Here is a 23,922-nt window from a genome sequence, read left to right as displayed (position 1 = left end):
GCACCTTTCGAGGAGAGACGCCGATGGGCGAATACACCCTTCCGGACATGCCGTACGACTACGCGGCCCTGGAGCCCGCGATCACCGGGGAGATCCTGGAGCTGCATCACGCCAAGCACCATGCCGCCTACGTCAAGGGCGCGAACGACACCCTGGAGCGGCTGGCCGAGGCGCGCGACAAGGGCGAGTTCGGCGGCCTGGTCGGGCTGGAGAAGACGTTCGCGTTCAACCTGTCCGGGCACGTCCTGCACACGATCTTCTGGCAGAACCTGTCCCCGGACGGCGGCGACCGCCCCGACGGCGAGCTGGGCGACGCGATCACCGAGCACTTCGGCTCCTTCGACGCGTTCAGGAAGCAGCTCACCGCCGCCACCGCCACCGTGCAGGGCTCCGGCTGGGGTGTGCTGGCCTGGGAGCCGCTCGGCCGCCGCCTGGTGGTCGAGCAGGTCTACGACCACCACGGCAACGTCGGCATGAACACCGCCCCGCTGCTGGTGTTCGACGCCTGGGAGCACGCCTACTACCTGCAGTACCGCAACGTGCGCCCGGACTACGTCGAGAAGCTCTGGGGCCTGATCAACTGGAACGACGTCATCGCCCGCTACGACGCCGCCCGCGGCGCCTGACGGCCCGATGCCGGCGGTGCCCGCCCACCGGTCCGAGCTTGGTCCGCGGGGCCGGTGGGTGGGCGCCGCTCAATCTGTCGATCTGACCGGCGGCCGTTCGTATGGAAGACGACAGGACGACGTCTCATGACGAAGAAGGACGCGGTGCGGATGAGCGGGACAAGGACGCTGCTGACGGGTCGAGGGCTGGTGGAGTCGCCGCGGTGGCACGGTGACCGGTTGTACTTCTCCGACTGGTCGGCGGGTGAGGTCATCGCCGTCGATCTGGGCGGTCACAGCGAGGTCGTGGCGCGCGTCGCGTCGTTGCCGCTGTGCACCGCGTGGTCGCCGGAAGGCAGGCTCCTGATCGTGTCGTCCCCGGACGGCCGGCTGCTGCGCCTGGAGCCCGATGGGTCGCCGGTCACCCACGCGGATCTCGGCCGGACCGGGTGGAACGACATCGTGGTGGACGGCCGCGGCAACGCCTTCGTCAACCGCTGCGGCTTCGACCCGATGGCGGGGGAGTCGTTCAAGCCCGGCTACGTCTACCAGGTCACGCCCGGCGGGGCGGTGCGGCAGGTGGCCGACGACATCGCGTTCCCGAACGGGATGGCGGTGCTCGCCGACAACTCCACCCTCATCGTCGCCGACTCCTACCGCCACCGGTTGGTGGGCTTCGACATCGCGGAGGACGGCTCGCTGTCCGGCCGCCGGGTCTGGGCCGAGCTCGGCGAGGGCACCCCGGACGGCATCTGCGTCGATGAGGAGAACGCGGTCTGGTACGCCGACGTGCCCAACCGGCGCTGCGTACGCGTGGCCGAAGGCGGCAAGGCGCTGCAGACCGTCGAGCTCGACCGGGGCGGCTTCGCCTGTGCTCTGGGCGGTCCGGACGGGAGGACGCTGTTCGTCGTGGCGGCGGAGTGGCAGGGCATGACGTCGTCCGACCTGGTCGTGCCCGGCTCCGGCCAGGTGCTCACGGTCGAGGTCGAGGTGCCTGGAGCCGGGTGGCCGTGATGTGCCTCCCGGAACGGGCGGTCAGCCGGCGATCGCCGCGATGAGTTCGTCCCGGCTCTGTGCCCGGGTCTTGCGGTACACCGATTTCAAGTGGTCGTTGATGGTGTAGGTGGACAGGTCCAGAATTCGGGCGATCTGTTTCGCCGACGCCCCGGCGTACAGGTATTCGATGACGCGGCGTTCGCCGGTGGTGATGCCGTACCAATCGCAGAATGACGGCAGCAACAGTTTGCCGCCTGCCGCCTGGATGAGAACGGCCACGTCGCTGTCGCCGTTCTCGTCCAGCGGCTGGCCATGGATCAATATCCAGCGCCCGAAATTCGCCGCCGGCGCGCAGATCAGCGGTGTCCACGCGCGCGGATCGCGAGTATGCGCCCGTACGTGCAGGGACAGGCCGACCCAGAACGCGTCGGCGATCCAGTCCGGCACCCCGCTCCCGGCGGCGGGCCACATCTGCCGCACCCACGCGCCTGCCTGAGGCGAGATGGAGCGGACCGTGTGGTCAGGGCTGATCGTGATGACCCCCGTCGGCAGCGCCGGGACGGTGGGTGTCAGCGGGCCGGCCGTCACATACCCGCGCAACGCCGCCGGCAGGGCAGGGGCGAGTCGCTGGATCCGGTGGAAGTCCCGCTCGCCGAAGGGCCTGGCGCCCTCGGCGCGAAGCAGGCCGAGCAGGCCCCACACCCCGTGGCGGTCCCGTATCACCAGGCGCAGTTCGCTGCCGGCTCCGTGGGCGGCCAGGACCCGCCGGATCAGAGTGTTGCGCCGGCCGTCGCCGGCGCCCGCTCCGACGACGCACACCGGCATGCTCTGCCGGGCGAGGGCCGGCAGCGGGCACGGGTCGCCGTGCAGATATCCGTTGAGCACCAGGGCGCTGATCAGCGCGGGCTGGTATTCGTGCCAGAAGCTGAACGCGCCCAGGCCCATGCCGATCGCCGGGTTCAGGGCGACCAGCCGGAGCGCGTCGTGCGGCACCTGGCGTCCGACGATCTGCGAGATCGCCGCGCCCACGTCGGCCGGAGTGGCGGGCGGACCGAGCGCCGCGCGCAGCTCACGGGCGATTCGCCCCTCACCGTCCGTCACCCGGCCTCAGCTCTGATGCCGCGAGTGTCGACCATCGCGTTTCGGGCCTTTCCTGTGTTTTTGTTCGGCTGCGGTATTTGACCAAATTGTCGCTAATAGGGGATCGGCGCGGCTCGCTTACTGTGTGCCGGGCTCTTTATTTTAGGTTTCTCGGGAAAAGGTGGCCAGATGCTGGAAGTCAAGGACGTCCCGCTTGCTCTGTAAGGGCTTTTGTCGATGTGTTTGTTATGTCCGTCCGGCTGTATCGACTTACGCGCCATCACCGCGACGCTGCCGCGCCCTCCCTGTGGCCGGCTCCTGTACGGTCTTGTACGGATAATTCGGAGCGCGTTCCCAACGGCAAGGCCATCTCCGATCGTCGATCTGACGAAAGGAGCGCAACGTGCTGGCACTTGGCCGTACAAGACGGTGTGCCGCGGGGATCGCCGCGGCACTGGCATTGATCGTGGGGTTGCCCACCAGCGCGCAGGCAGCGGTGGGCGACCTCGTCTTCGTCCGGACGATCGCGCAGAACGTGCCCGGTGCCGTGGACATCGGCCCGGTCAATCCGCTGGACTGGGCGTCGGCGGCGACGCTGTCGGGCAACGGAAGCACCGTCTACGTCGTGGCCGGCGACGATGGCGGGTCGGGCACGGCGCAGCCGGCGATTTCCACGTTCCGCCGGGCCGCGAACGACACGCTGTCCCTCACCGGCTGCATGGGTGGGCTTGCGGGGTGCCGCCCGACGAAGGTGGACAACGTGGAGACCCCGGGCCGCCTGTACGCCGCCGGCTCTGTGGTGACCGCGGGCGTCCACGTGTACGTGTCCACTCCCGCCGCCGTGGTCGGCTTCAGCACGGCGGCCAACGGCGACCTCGTGACGGATTTCTGCGTTTGGGACCCGTCGTGCGGCAGCGTGGCGGCCCTGCCCGGGCTCGCTCCCTGGGCGACGTCGCAGAACGCGCTGACGGCGACCGCGGACGGCCGCGACCTGTACCTGTACGCGGCAGGTGGCGGCAAAGGCGCGGTCTACCACCTGCGGCGCGACGGTGTCACCGGTCGCCTCGCTTACAGCGGCTGCATCGGGGAGGCGATGCCGGGCTGCACCTCGATCGGCCGTACCGGCGTCATGACCTCCTCGGGCGACGTCGTCGTCAGCGCCGACGGGCGCAGCCTCTACGTCGTGGCCCAGCGGCCCGGCTCGGTGACGCACTTCCGGCGCGACCTCACCACGGGCTCGCTCACGGAGGCGGGCTGTGTGGGTGAGTCCGGGGTCGGTGGCTGCGCGATCCCCGTCACCGACGGCCTGCTCGGCATCACCCAGGGCGCGATCACCCAGGCCGGCGACAGCCTCTATGTGTCGGGACCGAGTGGCGTCACTCATCTGCACCGCGACACCACCACCGGCGATATCGCCTATTGGGGCTGCATCGGTTACGTCGCAGGGTGCCGTGCCGCCGGTCCCCAGGGCCAGTACGTCGACGTGGCGGTCAGCGCCGACGGCACGAGCGTCTACGGGAGCGTCCAAGGCCAGGCCTTCGCGTGGGGAGCAGTCACCCACCTGCGCCGTTCCCCCCAAGGGGACTTGACGTACGCCGGGTGCATCGGGGAGGGCCTGCCGCAATGGTGCCGCCCGATCGGGCCGACGGGGGTGATGAACCACGCCGGCCCGGTGCTCGCTCCCGCCAGTTCGCAGGTCGTCTACAGCTTGGGTGTTCACGCGCGTGGGGCGATCAGCCAGTTCACCCGGATGACGTCATAGGAGGGGGCCGGTAGGGCGGGCCGGGGAAGCGCATCCTCGGCCCGCGCCCGTACACGCTCGTCCTCGGCTTCCTCTTGCGCTAGATCGCGGCCCTTGGAGCCCCGCGCTCCTGCCCCGGGAAGCGGTCCGCGTACGCCGAGGACAACGGCGGTTGCACCGGGTGCCGGATGCGGACGAGGCCGCCCGCCTCTCACCCGCGCGCCCCCGCCGCCCGCTACCCTGACGACCCAGAGGCGGCGGCCGTCCGCGCCCGCGCATCCGGCAGGAGCCGACGGGGGTGGCGTTCGTGGACGCGCTGTTCTGTGACCCGCCCCTCCACAGGCCGAGCCACCACGGCTCCTACGAGTCGTCGTGGTGGCTCGTGCTGCCCTCGGACCGGGAGGTCGTGGCCATGCACCTCATCCCGCACCTGTACGACGGCTGGGAGGGGCCAGGCCACCTGCGCCCGCACGCGACCCGGCTCTGCCACCAGGACGGGCCCGCGGGCGAAGGGATGGCGCTGCTTGTGGGCATCATGCTGGGCGAGCGCGGCTGGAACGCCGAGCACAGCCGGGAGTTGCTGCTGCGGGCGGTCGCCACCGAGGCCCTGCCCGCCGCGGAGTGCGGACGGCAGCTGGGGCGCTGCCTGCGCCTGCTCGACGTCAAGCTCGGCCCGGTACTGCGGGCGCTCGACGAGTGCGCGCGGCGGGGCGCGCACCGGGAGGTCTGGCAGATCATGAGCGGCCTGCTGCCCGTCTTCCTGCCGCGGCCCGGGGAGCGGGCCAACGCCGCCCACACCCGGGCGCTGGAGTTCGCCGCCGAAGTGGCCGGCTGGGCCGGGGCGCGCGGCACGATCCCCGAGGTCGCCAGCATCGCCGCGCGTGACGGGTCGAGCGGGCTCATCCGCGCGGCCCGCCGGTTGGACGAGCACCTCGGCCGGGCGTGAAGGACCCACGACTCGATGGGCCGGCCGCGCCTCGCTGAGGGCGCAGGCGCGTCAGAGCAGGTGTTGGTGGCGGGTGGCCGCTTCTTGCCGGACCTCGGTGAGGAACAGCTCGGTATGGCGTTCCTGCCGCCGGTCGTCGTCCGGATCGTGCCAGGAGAAGGCGTCCTGCGTGCGCGCATGGCCGGCGTAGTGCAGCCAGCAGCCGTGGATGCCGGCCATGAGGTTGTCGAGCAGGTCGAGGGCCGGCCGGGCCGGGTCGAGCGAGGTGATGGGCAGGCAGACGGAGTCGGAGTGGGGGTGGTCGATCCGGGTCCTGGCCACGAGGCGTTCGGCGGCGGCGATGCGCCGCTTGGCGTCGGTCACGCCGCAGAGGTGGCCCTCGGCGACGTGCAGGGTGTGGCGGATGAGCGGCATGACCGTCTGGCGCGGTGTGGCGCCGAAGCTGATGGCGCTCACGATCTCGACGAGGCTTTCGACGGCGAGGGGCCTGAGGTGGTCGCCCTCGGCCACGACCTGCACCGGATGCTGCCGCACGCGGCGGCCCGTCGCGGCGGCCGCCGCGTGCAGCCAGTGCGCGGCGGCGATGGCGGCCGCGGCGGGGTCGATCTGCGTGATCAGCTCCTCGCAGCCGAAGGGCTGGCGGTTGAGGAAGGCGTCCGCCTGGGCGACCTGCAGGGGTGAGGCGTCCTCGCGGCTGAGGGTGACGGCCTGCTGGGCGCGTCCGGACAGGTCGCCGCGTTCGGCCTGTTCGACGGCTGACAGCTCGGCGGCGACGTCGGCGACGACCTGAACGGTGAGCTCCGGGCTGTCGAGGGCGCGCAGCGCGCGGCCGGTGCGCTGGGCTATCTCCCCGATCTTGGCGGGTACGGGGACGTGCGTGGAGGCGGTCAGGATCGGGACGACTCCGGCGAAGGCGTCGCGTTCGCGCTGCCGGTGCCAGCCGAGGCTGCCCGGTCCATGCTGGTCGGAGATGCTCGCCGGGTGGGTGTAGCAGCGCCAGCAGGCCTGCGACAGCTCGGTCAGTCCGGCGGCCAGACGCAGGGCGTCCGAGGCGCGGGCCGGGGAAAGAGTGGCCACGGTGACCGCGACGTCCCCGATGCCGGTGCTCCAGTGGGCGACGAGCGCGTTTCGGGCGTGATCGACGGCATACCGGGTCACGGCAGCTCCTTGAAGGGGGAAAACGCGAATGCATGCCCAGGATGCAGGATGCATCGCTGATCTGGGGGCTGTTTACGGCTGTTGCAGGTCGCTGATCAGCGCTTTTGTGGCGAGATGAGGGGGTAATTTCCCGGTTACGTCCCTGCGTCGAGTCGCATGAAGGTGGCGCCTTGCATGGCCGCGCGGGCGCCGAGGACGTGCCCGTCGCACATCAGCGACTCCGTCCCCACCCGGTCGGTCACCTTCCACGTCACCGGCTCGCCGCACTTCTGGCCGCGCCGGTTGTAGTTCCAGGTACGGCGGCACACCCGGCAGGTGGACACGTCGGCCATGGAGGAGAGCGTGTTGCCGTGCTCGGGACAGACACCCCACGGGAAGGCGCACGTCGACTCGGCCAGGGCCCGATACTGGGCCAGGTCTCCGGCCGCGCGCAGCAGGTCCTCGCCCGCTCGCTTCAGCCATTCGGCGGCGTGGTGCGCCGCCTGGAGATGGGCGCGTTCGGGTGAGTCGGCGGGCAGACCGGCGTAGAGGGCACGTGCCTCGGCCTGGAGTGCGTCGGCGCGGCCGGCCAGGTCGCGCAACTGGGCGGGAGTAATGTTCATCGCTGAGGATTCTCCCCTGTTTGTTCGGTAAGCGCGCAGACCCCGTCAGGGGCGGCTGGCGATGGTCAGGAGGGTCGCGGCGGGGCCCGTCAGGGAGCGGCCCCGGCGCCAGACCGCGCGCAGGTTCCTGACCAGGTTGAGGCCCGCCAGCGGCACCTCGACGAGGCGGCCGGTGGCCAGCTCGGCCTCGACCGCGTACCCGCTGAGCACCGCCGGGGCCGCGCCCGCCTGGGCGGCGCCCTTGACGGCCGAGTTCGACCCGAGCTCCAGGCGCGGGCTGGCCTGGTGGAGCCCGGTGAAGGCGACGTCCAGGGTCTCGCGGGTGCCCGAGCCGCGCTCGCGTACGACCAGCGGAGTAGCGGCCAGCTCGGCGCCCCTGAGCACCGTGCGGCGGCGCGCCCACGGGTGGCCCGGCGCGACCACGACGACCAGCCTGTCGGTGCCGACCACCCGGCTGGCCAGCCCGTCCGGCACGGTCGGCCCCTCCACGAACCCCAGCTCCACGCCCCCGGCCCCCGACAGCACCAGCGCCGCCACGTCGGCGGAGTTCAGCACGTCCAGGCCGATCTGGACCCCGGCCTCCCGGCTCTGGAACTCCCCGAGCCAGCGCGGCACCAGGTATTCGGCGACCGTCATGCTGGAGGCCACCCGCAGGTGCGCCGCCTCGCCGTGCCGGACGGCCTCGGCGGCCCGCATGAGCTCCTGCGCCGCCGCGAGCACCTGCGCGGCCCAGCCCGCCACCATCTTGCCCTCGGCGGTGAGCGTGGAGCCGCGCGGCGTCCGTTCCAGCAGCGGCAGGCCGAGCCGCCGTTCGAGCTGGGCGATGCGCTTGCTCGCCGACGGCTGCGCGATGCCCGCCAGCTTGGCCGCCTGCCCGAGGCTGCCGAGCTCGCCCACGTCCACGAGGAGCTTGAGGGAGTCGAGATCGGGCAGCACAGTCATAGCCACAGGCTATGACCTCCCAGGCAATGCGCGGCTACCGGGCCTGTCGAACGCCCCGAAGACTGGGATCATGCTTCCCACCCCCTCCAAGACGTCCTGCCTGCCGGGCATCGTGGCGTGCGCGCTGGCGACGGTGGCCGCCCTGGCCGTCAACCGGTTCGTGCCGGGGCTCAGCCCGGCCACCGCCGCGGTGGTCCTGGGGGCGGCGCTGGCCACCGCCGGGGTGATCCGCGCGCCGCTGCGTCCCGGGCTGATGTTCGTCTCCAGGCGGGTGCTGCGCGCGGCGATCGTGCTGCTCGGGCTGCAGATCGCGGTGCCGCAGGTGCTCGCGCTCGGGTGGCAGGCGCTCGCGGTCGTGGCCGCCGCCACGGGGCTCACGTTCGTGCTCACGCCACTGGCCGGTCGCCGCCTCGGCCTTTCCCCCGGTACGTCGCTGCTGGTCGCCACCGGCGTGTCGATCTGCGGGGCGGCGGCGATCGCGGCCATGCACGACAGTGCCGACAGCTCGGACGAGGACGCCGCGGGCGCGCTGAGCGTGGTGGTCCTCTACGGCAGCGCGGCCATCGTGGTGCTGCCGCTGCTGGCGTCCTGGCTGGGGCTGTCGTACGAGCAGCTCGGGGTGTGGGCGGGAGCGGCCGTGCACGAGGTCGCCCAGGTGGCGGCGATCGGCGCGGCCACGGGCGTGCTCGCGACGGCGGTGACGGTCAAGCTGGCCCGAGTCGTCCTGCTTGCCCCCATCGTCGCGGTCACCACGTCCCTGCGCCGCCCGCGCAGCGCTCCCGCCCAGCCGACGGTAGCCGTGCCGGCTCAGCCGGCGGCGGCCGTGCCCTCCCGGCCGCTGGTGGCCGCGCCTGCTCGGCCGGGGCTGGCCGGGCCCGCCCACCCGGCGGTGGCCGGGGCAGCTGAGCGCGGTGCCACCCTCACCCGTCCGGTGGCACCGCCTGCCGCCGCTCCCGGGAGGAGGCCGCCGATCGTGCCGCTGTTCGTGGCCGGGTTCCTGGCGATGGTGGCCGTACGGAGCACGGGCCTGCTGCCCCCGGTGGTGACCGGGAACGTCCCGGCGGTCACGAACGCGCTGATGGCCGCCGCCCTGTTCGCCCTCGGCACGGGCATCGATCTGCGGAAGCTGCTCAAGGGCGGCCGGGTCATGCTGCTCGGCGGCATCGCCACCGGGCTCATCGGAACGATCTCGCTGGCGGGGGTCTGGCTGCTCGGGTGACGCGCGGACAGCATGATGGGTGCTGTGCTGACACGAATGTTATTGACGGTCGGTCTGGTCGCGGTCCCGCCCCCGGTGAACCAGCCGGTCTGGGAAGTGATCCGGATGCACAGTTTCGGCGGCTGCGACTCGATGTCGGCGGTCGTTCCGCTGAGCCGCAGCGACGTCTGGGTCTTCGGCCAGAGCGAGCCCATCGACGACGAATGCGCGGGGACCGCCCGTCCGGTGGCGCAGCACTGGGACGGCCGAGCCTGGCGGGCCGCGGAGCTGCCCGGCCGCCACTACGGTGCCATCGGCTCGGCGGGCGCGTCCTCGTCCGGGAACGTGTGGGCCTTCACCACGAGCGACACCGGCGAGTCCGCCGCCCTCCGCTACGACGGCCGTCGCTGGACGGACGCGGGCAGATCCGCCATGGGACCCCACCCCAACCTCAGCCGCGGCCTCGTGCTCGGCCGCCACCACGTCTGGGCCTTCGGCTCGGACGGCCATTCGGCGTCCTGGTTCTGGAACGGCCGCACCTGGCAGCGTCGAGCGCCGAGGGACGTCGTCCGGACCAGCGCCGTGTCGCAGAAGGACGTCTGGGCGATCGGTTGTTGCAGGGTCGCCCACTTCGACGGCAAAGCCTGGAAGAAAGCCGCCTTTCCCACCGGCCGCGACAAGGAGACCGTCAGCCTGACCGGCATTCTCGCGGTGGCCAAGAATGACGTCTGGGTCTTCGGCGACCGCGACGAGAAGCTGTTCGCCGCGTATTTCGACGGCCGCGCCTGGTCACCGGTCGACGTCGCACTCCCGGCCCCGGTGACACCCGCGTGGCGCCTCGGTGACGCGGTCGCGGACGGCCGGGGCGGCATCCGGGTGATCGCGGATCCACCGGATGACACGAGCTCCCGCGTGCTGTCCCGCTCGGCCACGGGTCAGTGGTCGGTGAGCGCCCCTCAGGTCGCCGGCAAGGTGATCAAGCTGTGGGACCTGGCGCTCGTCCCCGGCACCACGGAGGTCTGGGCCGCGGGCACCGTACGGCAGAGCGAGAGCGACTCCACCTCCGCGGTCTTCGCCCTCAGATAGGTGACGCCAGGGGCCAAGGAGGCCCGGCTCCTGGCCCGCCGGGTCACGAGCAAGTGGGTCTCGTTACGTGCACGGTGGAGTTCCCCAACGATGGGCTGTTCTCGCAGGATCAGCCGTTCTTCTGGTGGCAGCTGTACGGTTTGCGCCGGGTGTGCTCGGCAGATCATTCTCCCACCGCAAGGTGCCGGGGACGTTGGTGCGGATCACCGAGAGTGGCGCGCCGAATGACGCCGCCACCAGTGCTGTGGCCTGGGGGTTTTGACGCCACCTACGGGATATGCGGGAAGATCGGAACATGCCGATATCCATGCCATCCGTGGACCCGTGCCCCTTCTGCGACTACCTCGCCGGGCTGCACCCCGCCACCATCCTGGAACAGGGGGAGCAGGTCGCCATCCTGGTCACCCGTTGGCAGCGTGGGCAGGGGCACGTGCTGGTGATCCCGGTCGCCCACCGCCCGACGGTCATGGACGTGGTCCCGGCGGAGGAGCAGCAATTGATGAACGCCGTGCGGCGGGCGGCCCGGGCCATCACAGCCGCCTACGACCCCGGGGGCATCGCCGTCTGGCAGAACAACGGAGCGCCCGCGCACCAGACCGTCCCCCATGTTCACTTCCATGTCGCTGGCACTCTGCCCGACGGCGGCACGCGGTCAGGCGAGGTCCCTCGTCTGGACCTCGATGAGACCGACGGGATCGCCAAGCGCCTGAGCCCTCATCTCTGAACCGGCCCGCCTGGGATAAATTTCCTGTTCTTCAATGCTGACGGCTGCTCATAGGCGGGCGGTCCACGCGTGGCCTGTGAGGACGTCGGCGCCCCTGGCCGGGAAGACGCGGTTGATCAGGAAATCGTGCACGTCCGGTTCCCCGTCGGCGCAGGCGTCGCTGAGCACGGTCACGTGGTAATCGCGGTCGGAGGCGTCGTACAGGGTAGCGGCGATCATCGCCCCGGTCGCGACACCGGTCAGCACGATCGAGTCGATGTGCTGGGCCCGCAGGAGGCGATCGAGGTCGGTCGCCGCGAACGCGCTGGCGCGGCGCTTGAGAACGACGGCCTCGCCCGGCAACGGCTCGATGCGCGGGTGCACGAGCGTCTCGGGAGAATCTTCGTGAAACCGCGTCCCCGCCCCGTGCAGGCCGGTGATCAGCTGGTTTCCCGCTGCCACATCAAGGCCTGAGGCCCGGAGCCCGAAACGGATGAAGATCACGGGGATTCCGGCGGCTCTGGCCGCGGGGAGAACCTTTTCCACGACGGGGAGCACGCCGGCGGCGAAGGAGTAGTTGTCCACGATGCCCGCCTGCAGGTCGCCGACGATGAGCGCGGTGCTGGTCATACGGTTTCCTTCTCTGTACGGCGCGCCATCGGCCATCCTCACGGTCGTATCCTTGGCACTGTTGTCGTCGATCTAGTACGACCATAGTGGGACAGATTCGCGTAAGGGCCATCGGCCGCGGCGTAGGCGGCCTGGGTCGTAGGCCGGGCTATCAGGCTTCATGTCCACCACAGCCGGCCGCATAGACGGGGCGGATAACCGCAGACCGAGGCCACATCCGAGTTTTCGCACCCCACACGCTGCAGAAGGCCCGCTCACTCGACCTCCTCCCGTCCGATCTCGCCGACCCGCCGGGTGCCTGATCCATCGTCCTGCCACGAAGCAGCGCGATGTGCCGCATCGCGAAATCGTTTGGGTGAGGAGCCGACTACGCGGCGAAATGCGGTGCTGAACGCGCTCTCGGATTCATAGCCGGTCGCGAATGCGAGTTCGGAGATCGATCGAGTGCCGCGACGCAGGGCATCGCGGGCGAGGCTCATTCGCCACTCGATCAAGTACTCCAGTGGTGCGGTTCCGACCTGCTTCTTGAAGGATGCGGCGAACGCCGAGCGGGACATGCAGCTGATACCGGCGAGCTCTTTGAGCGTCCAACGGTGCGCCACGTCTGCGTGCATGGCGCGAAGTGCGGCACCGATGCCGTCGTCGCTGAGCGCTCCCAGCCAGCCGGTGGGCCGACCGGCTTGGTCGGCGTGGGCGCGCAGCATATGAACGAACAGGATCTGTGCGAGATGGTCCAGGACCAGAGAGCCCCCGACGGAGGTGGTCTCGACCTCGGTGACCAGCAGTTCGCTCAGGTGTGCGAGCAGCTTGCCTCGCGGATCTGCGGCATGGACGTGCACGAGCGGCGGTAGAACATCGATCAGGATCGAGGCATTCGTGTCGTCGAACGAGAAGTGCCCACTGCACAGGAATGTGTCTTCCTCGGCCTCGGGTCCGATACGCACGGCGCCGTTCGTAGCGTTGTCCCACAACGACTTCGCGGTGCGCGGTGTCGCGGTGAGCTCGCTGGCCAGCATGTAGGGCGGGGGGTTGCCCAGGAGGAAGAAGTCGCCCCCTCTGAGGAGCACAGGTTCGTGCCCTTCGAGGGCCAGCCAGCATTCGCCCCACACGACGACGCCGAGTTTCACGTGCGGGAACGGATCGAACCGCACCGCCCACGACCCCGCAGCGTGGAGGCCGGCTTCGACCACGACGTGGGGCCGCAGAAGACCGATGGCGTCAGCGATCGGATCGTTGGAGCCGAGCGCTGATCCCTTCCTGGACGATGCGTAAAGTATCGGAGACTTCACATGATGGATCGTACCGCCCTGGTGCTGCAGCATTGAGTTCATGTACATCACGAAGCAAACGGCGCTCGTCACCGGCGCGAATAAGGGCATTGGATTTGAGACCGCACGTCAGCTCGCGCAGCAGGGCTTCACCGTCTGGCTGGGATGCCGCCACCAGGGGCGTGGCGAAGCCGCGGCAAAGGAACTTGCCAATGACGGAGACGTTCGCTTCGTCAGCCTCGACGTGACCGACGCAGAAAGCGTCAGGGCTGCTGCGGTGCACGTCGGCGACGAGACCGGCGCACTGGACGTGCTGGTCAACAACGCGGGGGTTGCGATCGGGGAAGGTGAAGGCCTTCCCGGTACCGTGCGGCTGGAAACGATCCAGCACACGTTCGACGTGAACTTCTACGGGGCACTGCGCGTCACGCAGGCGTTCTTGCCGCTCGTGCAGAAGGCGCAGGCCGGGCGCATCGTGAACGTGAGCAGCACGGTGGGGTCGATCACCACGCTCGTGTCTCCAGGCAACCCTCTGGGAGCGTTCCCGTCCTTCGCCTACCCCACGTCGAAGACCCTCCTCAACGGGCTCACCGGATGGCTCGCCGTCGAACTCAACGACACGCCGATCAAGATCAACTCGGTGTGCCCGGGGTACAACGCCACCGATCTGAACAACAACCTCGGAACGCTGCATCCATCACAGGGCGCGAAGGTCGTCGTGCGCGCCGCCACGCTCCCGGCGGACGGTCCCAGCGGCAGCTTCTTCGACGTGAACGGCCCCGTGGGCTGGTGACCTTCAGGACTTCAGCCCGTCGGTGAGAATCTCGTTCAGGCACCTGTGCCGAGCACTTACACGCCGGCTCGTGGGAGCACTGGCCGGGTTGATGCGAACCCGAGCAACACGCCTCCGCTCCGCTCCGTTCCAGGTCGGATCAACTCGTGAACATCCCCGCGGGAGGAAGCCAACTGCATACTCCGCGCGCCGGTCCAGTAACCGGCCGGACAGCCACGTAGGGTGCCTGCGCGCGTGATCTGCAATCCGTGCCCGCGAAGGCCCTGGCAGGACGTCCACCGCCTCCCGCCGGGGCCTTGGCGCACGTATACACAGGTCCCCCATCTGGGTGCGGTGGACCTCATGATCCGGGACCGGCGGCGCACCCACGCGGACGCCGTCTCCCCGCAGATCGCCGCCGACATCGACAAGGGCAGGTTGCAGCCCGGCGACAAGCTGCCGTCCGAGGTGGAGCTCGGCGCCCGCTGGCAGGTGAGCCGCAACACGGTGCGGGACGCCATCAAGCTGCGCGAGCAGGGCCGCGTCGAGACGGTGCGCGCGAAGGGCACGTACGTGACCGGCGGCATGACGAGCGCCCCCGTATCGTCGTCGTGGCGCCTGGTTGAGGACCTGCGCGACGCGATCACCTCCGGTCGGCTCAAGCTGGGCGACCCGCTCCCGTCCGAGCAGGAGCTGATGGATACGTACGGGCTGGCCGCCATCGCCATCACGCTGCGGAAACTCCGTCAGGAACGGCTCATCCAGCACCGCCTCGGCCTGGGATCGCCGCGCCGAGCAGTGACAGCTGGTGCGGCGACCGGAAAGGTTCACCGCATTGCTCGCCAGTGGACGTAGTGAGCGCAGAGCGATGGCAAGTAAGCCCGGGCAGTCGCGAACCTTGAGGTTGCCGCGAACATCTAAGTGCACATGATGAAGACCTTTGCCCTGGGCCTGGTGGCCGCGGCAGCCACGGGAGCGCTGCTGAGCCACCCCGCCGAGGCGTCCGTCAAGCAGTACACCCACCCCTGCCAGGGCGTCAGCCACTGTACGGACGAGAAGACCGACGGTGAGGAGTGGATGGTCATGACGCCGGAGAAGAACTGGAAGAAGGTCATCTACCGCTTCCACCACCTCACCAAGCAGGCGCGCTCGGTCTGCGGCAGCGGCAGCGGCAGCCACGCCGGCAAGAAGCTGCATATCGCGATGATCCTCACGGCCCCCGGCAGCTCCAAGAGCAAGACCGTCGAGATCGAGGCCTCGGGACGCACGCCCCAAAAGGACTGCTTCTAGCCTCTATGAACGCCAGATTATCTATCGCCCGGGGCGAAAGCCCGACGCTGGTGCTGTGATCGGAAGCCTTCGCCGGGGCGGCCTGCCCTTGCGTTGGCACCTTCGGGCTGAGCCCGGAATCTCCGCGATGCGATCAGAACTTTCGTCTGGGACGGCTTCCCGGTTGTGTGCCGCGAGATTTCCCTTGAATGGCCGCTTTCCCTCTCCACGATGAGTCGTCCTCCAAGTGGTGCACGCAGCCCGACATCCACTATGTAGGGATGACCGGCTGCGGCGAGCGCGAGGCGGCCGACCAACGCATTGAGCAAGCGTTGGGGGAATCATGATCACCCAACGCTCGCTGCGGAATCCGTACGGAATGATCAGACGGCCTGCCTCCTACGCTGAAGCAGGGCAGAGGGCCCCTGGGCCGCCGGTCACGAATACCACTCGTAGTGGACGTTGGTCTTGGTCTCGGTGTTGAAGTCGATTTCGCCGTCGAGGTAGCGGTTCCACATGGTGGACAGTTTCGACGACCGTACGGTGCAGCCGGCCCAGCGGACCCCCTTGGGACGGATGCTGCCGACGTAGTCGTAGCAGGACCCGACCTTCTTGCCGTTGACCCAGAGCCGGGCGTTCAGGCTGACATCGTAGAGCTTCAGGCGAGTGACGCTCTTGATCCGCACCTTGATGCGGCAGGTGTCCTCGCACTTACCGAAGTAGATCTTGTAGTCGAGCAGGTGTGGACGAGCGGCGCTCTGCCCCAGTTCGGATGCCGAGGCCGCCGTCGGCGTCACCGCGATGACCCCGGTCGCGACGGTGGCGGCTAAGAGCATGCCGACAAGACTCCTGGTCATGTTTCCCCCATGGCCATGAAGAGCCGCTTCCCCCGTTGAAAGCGGCGCACTCCCTTCCGATTAACCATCAGGAAAGTGGAACGGTCAACATTTGTCCGCGTTTGTACGGAGATTGTGATCTCCGTGGAAAACAAGTGCTTCTTGATCGCGAGTGTGGGACATTCCGACTGTCGCGCTGGCAGCTTTTTGCCCGGTCTGTTGGCGGCTCGGTGAATCAGCCGTCGGTGGAGGACGAGGGCCGTACGAGCCGGAGATCTCCGGGCCGGCCGGAACGCTGCTCGAACTCGTCACCGCCAGTCTGTCCAAGGATCCCGCCTAGCGGCCGAGCGCCGACGACCTGGTCGCCCGGCTGACCTGGTCGCCCGGCTGACCTCGCCGACCGCGCTGCCGTCACCGACCGCGCTGCCGTCACCGACCGCGCTGCCGTCACCGACCGCGCTGCCCTCGTCCGCGCACCCTCCGGTGTCCGCGCCCTCCGGCGTCCGGGCTTCGCCGTACGACGATCCTGGCGTCGGCCGGTGTCCCGGCGGCGGCGCTGCTCGTCGCGGGCGTCCTGTTGATCAACGGGGGTGGCCAGCCGGTGGGATCGCCTCCGAGCAGAGCGTGACCTCACAGCCTCTCGTGCCCTCCGTCACTGGTCTCCGCGCGCCGCTCCGGTGGATCTTCGGAGGTCGGGACGGAGGTCGGGACGGGGGTCGGGACGGGGGTGGGACGGGGGTCGGGCCGACCCCTGAATCGTTGCTCACCGCGGCGCTCGCGGGTTTCTTGGTGCGGGTTGGCTTGGGGGCGGGCGCCGAGGTCTTCGGCGGGGCGTCCGCCTGGGTGCCGAGGGTGGCCTCGTCGGCCGTTCCGCCTTCTCGGTCTGCGCCGGCGTCGTGGGCTCGGCCGTTGGAGCCGCCCCCGCCCCGACGCAGTCGGCGCCCACGCTCCAGAATCCCTTCACCCGCATTCCCTCGATGTGCCGACCGGAGCTCACAGCCGCAGGAGCCGCCGCGCGTTCGTACGGCCGATCTTGGCGAGGTCGTTCTCGTTCGGCTCCAGGCGGCGGCCTCGCGTAGTCGGCCGAGAACATGCGCCGACTTGCGAGAACCCGTTGATCAGCGCGCACACCAGCCCCAGCTCGGTCACGGCCGCGTCGGGGCCCCGCATGGGCAGCGCGGCGAAAAAGGCGAGCCGGTCGGGCCGCCGGGCGATCTGCTCGGCCGCGTGGTCGTTGAGGCGGCACGCCCGGTCGGCTCGCGGTGCGCGGGCCAGGCATGGGCCGTGAAGTGCGTGGCCGACTGCTCGACGGTGTCCGGGTCGGTGGCCCCGAAGTGCTCTTCGAGCGCGATCTTGTCGACCGCCGGCGTCCTCGATCGAGAGAAGCGGGATGGGTGCGCGGTCCTCACCCCGTGAGAGCGGTCACGGCGGGGACGCGCGCGCCGAGCCTGTGCTCCCGGACCCCCAGCAGGAGGACCAGGCCGAGCAGCGGCCCCGCGGCGAGCGTGGCGAAGGCCCAGAAGAACGAGTGGGTCGCCTGGAACACCAGGCCCAGCACCACCGGCACGGTCGTGCTGCCGAGCTGCCAGAACGCGTTCGTCGCGCCGGCCGCCGACCCGGCGAGCCGGACCCCGGCGAGCTCCGGGATCAGCGCGATCATCAGCGGGCTGTACACGTACGCCGCGATCCCCAGGAACGGCGCCACCCACAGGAACCCGGTCAGGCTGTCGCGGGTGCCGAACACCAGCAGCGTCACGACGAAGGCGGCGAGCACGGCGACGGCCGGGAGCTTGCGCCGGCCGCCGAACAGGTCGGACACCATGCCCATGCACGGCTTCGCCGCGATGGCGGCGACGCCGAAGATCGCGACCACGGTGCCGGCCTGCACCGGGGTCAGGTGACCGCCCTTGATCATCAGCGCGTTGGACCAGGTGATGAAGCCGTAGGTGCCCCACAGCGCGCCGAACCCGGCCAGGCCGAGCAGCCACAGGTCCCGGTCGCGGGCCAGCGGGCGCAGGTCCGGCACCGCGCGGGCGGCGGATGTGGCCTTGCCGTCGCGCAGCAGCAGCAGGCACAACACCGCGACGACCATCGAGGCGGCGCCGAACACGTGGTAGGACGTACGCCACCCGGAGGCGGCGATGAGGCTCGGGACGACCGCGTTCGCGATCACCGTGCCCAGCGAGGTGGCGGTCATGAACACGCCCATGGCGAACCCGCGGTCCTTGGACGGGAACCACTGGGAGATGAGCTTGACCCCGGCCGAGTAGTCGCACCCGGCGAACACCCCGACCCCGGCCTGGAACGCGATGCCCATCGCCACGGAGTCCGTCCCGCCGAACAGGATCATGAACCCGCCGGCGAGGAAGAGCGAGCAGCCGACGACCACCCGGGGGCTCAGCCAGTCGGTCAGCACGCCGCCCCCGGCATTGGAGACGACGTAGCCGACGTAGTAGCCGGTGGCGAAGACGCCGAGCCCGGCCAGCGACACGCCGAGGTGCTCGCCCACCGCCACCGAGGCGGGACCCCAGGTGGATCGGTCCACGGCGGTCATCGTGAAGGCGGCCCACGCCAGCGCCAGCACGACCCAGCGATACGGGCGGCGGACGACGGCCGGCTCCGCGGTGAGGTTCATGATGAATAAGGAATCACATGGAGCCGATGCGATTCATCGAAATCAAGTGTCCGGCAAATTTGTTGGCTCGCATTGGCAAAATGGTGCAGGACGCCTTTTGCTGGGAAATGATAAGACGCGACTCCGGCGGCTCCGGACGGCTGTGCCGTGAAACGGGCCAGGAATACTCTGGGGTGTGGAGGCTTGGCGCCGTTCGGTGTCTCACGGGAGTGGCAGGGCCCTCATGACATTTTTGTTGGATAAATCCACCTTCATTGGGCGAAGGTGGGAACTGTCGGCGGCGCGCAAGGCGCTGTCGAGGACGCGGCTGCTCACCCTGACCGGCCCCGGCGGGGTCGGCAAGACCCGGCTGGCGCTCAGGCTCGCGGACAACCTGCGAAACAAGTACCGGGACGGCGTCGAGGTGATCGAGCTCGCCACCCTGGAGACCGGCGAGCTGCTGGAGCCGGCGGTGGCCGAGGCCCTGGGGCTGCGCGGAGTTCACCCGGATCCCATGGGGCTGCTGGTGGAGCACCTGTCCAACAGGCGGATGCTGCTGGTCCTGGACAACTGCGAGCACCTGGACATGCTCTGCGCGCACTTCGTGGAACGGCTGCTGCACGCCACACCCCGCCTGCGGGTCCTGGTGACCAGCAGGCACTCGCTGGGCGTGCACGGCGAGCAGGTGCTCCCGGTCCCGCCGCTGTCCGTACCCGGCCCTGTCCAGGTGCTCCACGGGGGCCCGGCGCTTCACGAGGAGGCACCGGCCGGCCCGCAGACGCCCAGCCGCACCGTACGGGAGGCCGCCAGGCACGACTCGATGCGCCTGTTCGTGGAGCGCGCGGCGCACGTCGTGCCGGGCTTCTCCCTGAACGCGGGCAACCTCACCTGCGTGGTGCGGCTGGTGCGGCGGCTGGAGGGGATCCCGCTGGCGATCGAGCTGGCCGCGGCCCGGCTGCGCACCCTGTCGCTGGAGGAGCTCGCGTACGAGCTGGACCAGCGCTTCGACGTGCTGGCCACCGGCGGCCCCATGGCCCTGCCGCGGCACCAGACGCTGCGGGCGACCATCCAATGGAGCTTCCGGCTGTGTTCGCCCGAGGAGCGGCGGCTGTGGGCCCGGCTGTCGATGTTCGCCGGAGGGGTCGATCTGGACACCGCGGAGACGGTGTGCGCGGGCGAGGGCATCGATCCGGCCGACGTGCTCGACCTCCTGGCCGGGCTGGTGGACAAGTCGGTCCTGTACCCGGGCGGGCTCGGCTTCCGCATGCTGGAGAGCCTGCGCGCGTACGGCTGCGAGCAGCTGACGCCCGCCGAGCGGCAATGGCTGCGCAGGCGCTTCGTCGGCCACTACCGCGAGCTGACGGAGACGCACCGGACCGACCAGTTGGTGTCCGACCAGCTGGATCGGTACCTGGCCCTGCGCCAGGAGCTGCCCAACATCCGCGTCGCGCTCCAGGCGTGCCTGAACGAGCCCGCGCTGGCGCCCCTGGGCCTGGGCACCGCGTCCGCGATGTGGTGCTTCTGGGTGCTCGCCGGCGCGCTCACAGAGGGCCGCTACTGGATCGAGCGCGGCCTGGAGCTGGTGCCGGAGCCCGGCCGGGCCAGGGCGACGGCGCTCTGGGCGGACAGCATGCTCGCCCTGCGCCAGGGAGATCTCGACGCGGCGATGCCGCTGCTGGAGGACTGCCGCGCCCTCGCCGGCAGATCGGGGAACGAGGACCTCGTGCCGTACGCCGTCCGGACCGCGGGCGTGGCCGCCTGCACCGCCGGCGACACCCGGCGCGGCCTCGCGCTGCTGCGCGAGTCGCTCGCCCTCCACCGGTCCCTGAACGACATGGACGGGCTCATGTTCAACCTCTATTTCGCCGCCGCGTACGGATCGACCGAGGACCCCGGCCTGGCCGCGGAGTTCGGCGAGGAGCTGCTGGCCCTGAGCGAGTCCCACCATGCGCTGGTGTCACGCGCGTATGCCCAGTTCGCGCTCGGCGTCGCGCGGTGGAACCTGGGCGACTACGAGCAGGCCGAGACTCTCCTGACGTCGGCCGCGCGGTTCACCGGAGAGATCGACGACCGGTGGTGCCTGACCCAGTGCCTGGAAGTGCTGGCCTGGATCGCCGGCGCCCGGGAGGAGCACGAGAGGGCCGCCGAACTCCTCGGCGCGGCGCACGCGTTGTGGCAGGCGGCGGGCGCCTCACCCGAACGGCTCTGCTACTGCGCAGCCTGGCACGAACGCTGCACGCGGCAGGCCCGCCAGGCGCTCGGGAAACCGGCGTTCACGTCCGCCTTCCGCCACGGGACGAAGCTGGGCGTCGACCGCGCCGTCACCTACGCGATCCGGCCTCCCGAGGCCCAACCGGAGTTGCGGCACTTGTCCTGAGCGTTCATCGGGATCTCGAACCAGAAGGCATTGCCCGCGGCGCCCCAGCAGCAGGCCAGCCGCCGGAACACCCGCAGATCATGCGGCATCGGCGAGTCGTCCGCGGCCTCCGCCTCGACCTCGCAGCGCAGCATGCCGTCGGTGGCCCAGACGGTCAGCCGGTACGGCCCGGGCGCGTGCTCCTCGACGTCGGCGACCAGCTGTTCCACCAGCAGCTCGGCGGCCTCTGCCAGCCCGTCGAGCCCCCATGAGGCCAGCCGGGCGTGGATGAGAGGCCGCGCGCGCGTGTCCGGTGACAGCGACCAGGTGGCTACCCGCTCACCCGGAACCTCGCTCTCGTCGGAGCCCAGGGCCCTGGACTTGATCCAGTCCCAGGCCCGGCTCAGGACGCTCAGGTCGAGATGGTGTCCAGCGCCGTGGTTCATGAAGGCGTGGTCGTTCATGCGGGACTCCCACCTGCGAGTCGATAGGCGGCGTATGCGGATGAGCACCGTGGCCGGTGCTTGCACATGGTTGATGTTTTCCTCGTTCCTCGATGGTGTTGTCGATGGATCCAGCGTGCGTACGGCGGCGCCGCGAGCGGCACGGGAGGGATACCCGGATCACTACCTAGCCGTCGAACGTAAGTACGTAGTCCCGGGCGTCTACCTTCTGTCAACGGCCCGCATATCGCCCATGAGTAACGTTTCCCCCCGCGAATTCACTAATCAAAGCAATGGGGGATTGCCTTGTCTGATTCCGCGCCCAGAGAATCCGGGCCGGCGCCGTTCACCGCGATTCGCGGCGACGAGCGGCACCACATTTACGCGGACCTCGCCGCCAGGGGGCCCGTCCACCCGATCACGACGCCGGCCGGCACGCAGGCGTGGCTGGTGACCGGCTACGCCGAGACCAGGGCGCTGCTGGCCGACCCGCGGCTGGTCAAGGGCGGCTGGACATCGGGGGCGTACGCGCACCAACTGCCCCAGGATGTGGCGCGCGGCATCCACACGACCATGCTCAACAGCGACCCGCCGGACCACCCGCGGCTGCGCAGGCTGGTGACCTCGACGTTCACCCGCCGCAGGGTCGAGAAGCTCGTCCCGCGGATCCGGCAGCTCACCGACGACCTGCTCGCCGAGGCCGACGGCCGGGGGACCGTCGATCTCATCTCGGCGCTGGCCTACCCGCTGGCGATCGGCGTGATCTGCGAGCTGATCGGCATCCCCGAGGCGGAGCGGGCCGATTTCCGCGAATGGACCCTGCCGGCCGTTTCCCCCGGCATCTACAGCTACGAGGAATTCCACGCGGCGGTCGCCTCGCTGCTCGCCTACAGCCGCGAACTGATCGGGAAGAAGCGCCGCGACCCGCAGGACGACCTGCTGTCCGACCTGATCGCGGCCCGCGACGACGGCGAAGGGCTCAGCCAGGACGAGCTGACGTCGATGATCTTCCTGCTGGTGATCGCCGGCCACGAGACGACGGTGAACCTCATCGGGAACGGCATGCGCTCCCTGCTCACCCACCCCGGCCAGCTCGCCCTGCTCCGCAAGCGCCCCGAGCTCCTCGACCCGGCGATCGAGGAGCTCCTGCGCCATGACGGGCCCGTGCAGACCACCCTGTCGTACCGCACGGTGGAGCCCGTGGAGGCCGGCGGGGTGAGGCTCCCGGCGGGCTCGGTCGTGTACTTCGCGCTGGTCGCCGCCAACCGCGACCCGCGGGTCTTCCCCATGGGCGCCGCGCTGGACGTCACCCGGGAGGCCCCGACGCACGTCGCCTTCGGGCACGGCATCCACTACTGCGTCGGCGCGCCGCTCGCCCGGGTCGAGGCCCGCATCGCGTTCCGCACGCTGCTCGACCGCTTCCCCGACCTTCGCCTGGCGGTGCCCGCGGAGAGCCTGACCCGGACGCCGTCACTGCTCATGAACGGCCTGTCCGCCCTCCCCGTCCACCTGCGGCTCCCGGCGGCTGCTTGATCTAGAGTCGGCTCTAGCCCGTAGGCTCCGTCGCGCGCCCCGCACCCCATCCACATCGCTAGGAGTCTGATCATGCGTTACCGCGTCCTCGGCGGCACGGGCATCGAGGTGAGCGTCCACTGTCTCGGCGCCATGATGTTCGGCGCGGTCGGCAACCCCGACCACGACGACTGCGCCCGGATCATCCACCACGCCCTCGACCAGGGCATCAACTTCATCGACACGGCCGACATGTACTCGGCGGGCGAGTCCGAGGAGATCGTGGGCAAGGCGCTGCGGGGCCGCCGTGACGACGTCGTGCTCGCCACGAAGGTGCACTTCCCGATGGGGGAGGGGCCGAACCGGGGCGGCAACTCGCGGCGCTGGATCCTCAAGGAGGTCGAGGAGAGCCTCAAGCGGCTCCAGACCGACTGGATCGACCTCTACCAGGTGCACCGGTCCGACCACACGACCGACATCGAGGAGACCCTCGACGTGCTGGGCGACCTCGTCGGGCAGGGCAAGATCCGGGCGTTCGGCTGCTCGACGTTCCCCGCCGAGGACATCGTCGAGGCGCACCACGTGTCCGAACGCCGCGGCCTGCGGCGTTTCAGGACCGAGCAGCCGCCGTACTCGCTGCTCGCCCGCGGCGTCGAGGCCGACGTGCTGCCGGTGTGCCGGCGGTACGGCATGGGCGTGCTGACGTGGAGCCCGCTCGCGTCCGGCTTCCTGACCGGCCGGTTCAGGAAGGGACAGCCCATCGACCTGACCACCGGCCGCGCCTCGCTCAGCCCGAACCGCTTCGACCCCTCCATCCCCGAGAACGCCACCAAGCTCGAGGTGGTGGAGGAGCTGATCGAGCTCGCGACGGACCTCGGCTGCTCGCTGCCCGAGCTCGCGGTCGCCTTCCCCGCGGCGCACCCGGCCGTCACCTCGGTCATCATCGGCCCCCGCACCATGGAGCAGCTGGAGGCGACGCTCAAGGGAGCCGCGCTCACCCTCGACGACCGGACCCTCGACCGTATCGACGAGATCATCCCGCCGGGCACCGACCTCTACCGCGCCGACGGCGCCTGGCGCCGCCCGGCGCTGACGGACACCGCCCGCCGGCGCCGCCTGCCCGCCGACCGGTCCGCGGGCTGAACCCACGAGCCCAGGAGCCCAC

The 23,922-nt window shown here is 70.2% G+C and carries 23 protein-coding genes; 13 read left to right on the top strand and 10 right to left on the bottom strand.

The genetic code is table 11. From position 1 onward, the window contains the following. The first annotated feature begins 23 nt into the window (after positions 1-23). Positions 24-626 carry a superoxide dismutase gene (locus tag ABZX61_RS34645; protein ID WP_355200306.1) on the top strand — a complete coding sequence of 201 codons (603 nt, stop codon included), beginning with the start codon at positions 24-26 and terminating at the stop codon, positions 624-626. Between the two features lie 126 nt (positions 627-752). Next, a complete protein-coding gene (locus ABZX61_RS34640; RefSeq protein WP_355200305.1) occupies positions 753-1,619 on the top strand; it encodes an SMP-30/gluconolactonase/LRE family protein in 867 nt (288 codons plus the stop codon). A gap of 21 nt (positions 1,620-1,640) precedes the next feature. Here ABZX61_RS34640 and ABZX61_RS34635 read toward each other — a convergent pair whose 3' ends face one another. Continuing rightward, positions 1,641-2,702: a helix-turn-helix transcriptional regulator gene (locus tag ABZX61_RS34635; protein ID WP_355200304.1), complete on the bottom strand. Its 1,062-nt coding sequence runs from the start codon at positions 2,700-2,702 to the stop codon at positions 1,641-1,643. 382 nt (positions 2,703-3,084) lie between these two features. Between ABZX61_RS34635 and ABZX61_RS34630 the strand changes: the two genes are divergently transcribed. After that, a complete protein-coding gene (locus tag ABZX61_RS34630; protein ID WP_355200303.1) occupies positions 3,085-4,443 on the top strand; it encodes a hypothetical protein in 1,359 nt (452 codons plus the stop codon). Positions 4,444-4,720: 277 nt separating this feature from the next. After that, complete coding sequence (locus tag ABZX61_RS34625; RefSeq protein ID WP_355200302.1) at positions 4,721-5,368, top strand: hypothetical protein; 648 nt, start codon at positions 4,721-4,723, stop codon at positions 5,366-5,368. A 51-nt stretch (positions 5,369-5,419) separates the two neighbouring features. Here ABZX61_RS34625 and ABZX61_RS34620 read toward each other — a convergent pair whose 3' ends face one another. The 3 genes from ABZX61_RS34620 to ABZX61_RS34610 all read right to left on the bottom strand — a co-directional run bounded on the left by ABZX61_RS34620 (position 5,420) and on the right by ABZX61_RS34610 (position 8,070). Beyond that, entirely contained in the window at positions 5,420-6,526 is a 1,107-nt protein-coding gene (locus ABZX61_RS34620; RefSeq protein ID WP_355200301.1) for a hypothetical protein, read from the bottom strand. 134 nt (positions 6,527-6,660) lie between these two features. Then, positions 6,661-7,128 (bottom strand): hypothetical protein, encoded by a 468-nt coding sequence (locus ABZX61_RS34615; protein WP_350727443.1) that lies wholly within the window; start codon positions 7,126-7,128, stop codon positions 6,661-6,663. Between the two features lie 45 nt (positions 7,129-7,173). Continuing rightward, positions 7,174-8,070, bottom strand: coding sequence for a LysR family transcriptional regulator (locus ABZX61_RS34610; protein WP_355200300.1), 897 nt, complete (start codon positions 8,068-8,070; stop codon positions 7,174-7,176). A 70-nt stretch (positions 8,071-8,140) separates the two neighbouring features. Here ABZX61_RS34610 and ABZX61_RS34605 point away from each other — a divergent pair, with 70 nt between their 5' ends. The 3 genes from ABZX61_RS34605 (at position 8,141) to ABZX61_RS34595 (ending at position 11,078) form a co-directional block, all read left to right on the top strand. After that, positions 8,141-9,289: a putative sulfate exporter family transporter gene (locus ABZX61_RS34605; RefSeq protein WP_355200299.1), complete on the top strand. Its 1,149-nt coding sequence runs from the start codon at positions 8,141-8,143 to the stop codon at positions 9,287-9,289. Between the two features lie 36 nt (positions 9,290-9,325). Continuing rightward, complete coding sequence (locus tag ABZX61_RS34600; RefSeq protein WP_355200298.1) at positions 9,326-10,354, top strand: hypothetical protein; 1,029 nt, start codon at positions 9,326-9,328, stop codon at positions 10,352-10,354. A 307-nt stretch (positions 10,355-10,661) separates the two neighbouring features. Further along, complete coding sequence (locus tag ABZX61_RS34595; protein ID WP_355200297.1) at positions 10,662-11,078, top strand: HIT family protein; 417 nt, start codon at positions 10,662-10,664, stop codon at positions 11,076-11,078. Positions 11,079-11,126: 48 nt separating this feature from the next. Here ABZX61_RS34595 and ABZX61_RS34590 read toward each other — a convergent pair whose 3' ends face one another. Then, on the bottom strand, positions 11,127-11,687 hold the full coding sequence (locus tag ABZX61_RS34590) for a cysteine hydrolase (protein ID WP_355200296.1): 561 nt from the start codon (positions 11,685-11,687) through the stop codon (positions 11,127-11,129). Between the two features lie 254 nt (positions 11,688-11,941). Continuing rightward, entirely contained in the window at positions 11,942-13,024 is a 1,083-nt protein-coding gene (locus ABZX61_RS34585) for an AraC family transcriptional regulator (protein WP_355200564.1), read from the bottom strand. Here ABZX61_RS34585 and ABZX61_RS34580 point away from each other — a divergent pair. The 3 genes from ABZX61_RS34580 (at position 13,017) to ABZX61_RS34570 (ending at position 15,017) form a co-directional block, all read left to right on the top strand. Beyond that, positions 13,017-13,748 carry an SDR family oxidoreductase gene (locus ABZX61_RS34580; RefSeq protein WP_355200295.1) on the top strand — a complete coding sequence of 244 codons (732 nt, stop codon included), beginning with the start codon at positions 13,017-13,019 and terminating at the stop codon, positions 13,746-13,748. The two genes, ABZX61_RS34585 and ABZX61_RS34580, sit on opposite strands and share 8 nt — an antisense overlap. 342 nt (positions 13,749-14,090) lie before the next feature. Then, positions 14,091-14,582 (top strand): GntR family transcriptional regulator, encoded by a 492-nt coding sequence (locus ABZX61_RS34575; protein WP_355200294.1) that lies wholly within the window; start codon positions 14,091-14,093, stop codon positions 14,580-14,582. A gap of 72 nt (positions 14,583-14,654) precedes the next feature. Further along, positions 14,655-15,017 (top strand): hypothetical protein, encoded by a 363-nt coding sequence (locus tag ABZX61_RS34570; RefSeq protein WP_355200293.1) that lies wholly within the window; start codon positions 14,655-14,657, stop codon positions 15,015-15,017. A gap of 416 nt (positions 15,018-15,433) precedes the next feature. On the opposite strand, the gene ABZX61_RS34565 is transcribed toward ABZX61_RS34570, so the two are convergent. The 3 genes from ABZX61_RS34565 to ABZX61_RS34555 all read right to left on the bottom strand — a co-directional run bounded on the left by ABZX61_RS34565 (position 15,434) and on the right by ABZX61_RS34555 (position 18,467). Next, a complete protein-coding gene (locus tag ABZX61_RS34565) occupies positions 15,434-15,853 on the bottom strand; it encodes a hypothetical protein (RefSeq protein ID WP_355200292.1) in 420 nt (139 codons plus the stop codon). Between the two features lie 972 nt (positions 15,854-16,825). Then, positions 16,826-17,002, bottom strand: coding sequence for a hypothetical protein (locus ABZX61_RS34560; protein WP_355200291.1), 177 nt, complete (start codon positions 17,000-17,002; stop codon positions 16,826-16,828). 235 nt (positions 17,003-17,237) lie between these two features. Next, the gene (locus ABZX61_RS34555) at positions 17,238-18,467 is read right to left on the bottom strand and encodes an MFS transporter (protein ID WP_355200290.1); all 1,230 of its coding nucleotides are present in this window, start codon (positions 18,465-18,467) and stop codon (positions 17,238-17,240) included. Between the two features lie 223 nt (positions 18,468-18,690). Between ABZX61_RS34555 and ABZX61_RS34550 the strand changes: the two genes are divergently transcribed. Continuing rightward, on the top strand, positions 18,691-20,823 hold the full coding sequence (locus ABZX61_RS34550) for an AAA family ATPase (protein WP_355200289.1): 2,133 nt from the start codon (positions 18,691-18,693) through the stop codon (positions 20,821-20,823). On the opposite strand, the gene ABZX61_RS34545 is transcribed toward ABZX61_RS34550, so the two are convergent. After that, positions 20,772-21,266, bottom strand: a complete 495-nt coding sequence (locus tag ABZX61_RS34545) for a hypothetical protein (protein WP_355200288.1) — start codon at positions 21,264-21,266, stop codon at positions 20,772-20,774. The two genes, ABZX61_RS34550 and ABZX61_RS34545, sit on opposite strands and share 52 nt — an antisense overlap. Before the next feature lie 285 nt (positions 21,267-21,551). Here ABZX61_RS34545 and ABZX61_RS34540 point away from each other — a divergent pair, with 285 nt between their 5' ends. Then, the gene (locus tag ABZX61_RS34540; protein WP_355200287.1) at positions 21,552-22,778 is read left to right on the top strand and encodes a cytochrome P450; all 1,227 of its coding nucleotides are present in this window, start codon (positions 21,552-21,554) and stop codon (positions 22,776-22,778) included. 72 nt (positions 22,779-22,850) lie between these two features. Beyond that, entirely contained in the window at positions 22,851-23,900 is a 1,050-nt protein-coding gene (locus ABZX61_RS34535) for an aldo/keto reductase (RefSeq protein ID WP_355200286.1), read from the top strand. Positions 23,901-23,922: the final 22 nt, after the last annotated feature.

The organism is Nonomuraea sp. NPDC003709 (assembly GCF_040610775.1).
Classification (GTDB): Bacteria; Actinomycetota; Actinomycetes; order Streptosporangiales; family Streptosporangiaceae; genus Nonomuraea; species Nonomuraea angiospora_A.
Note: the sequence above shows the minus strand (reverse complement) of the source record. Positions and strands in the feature narration are given on the sequence as shown.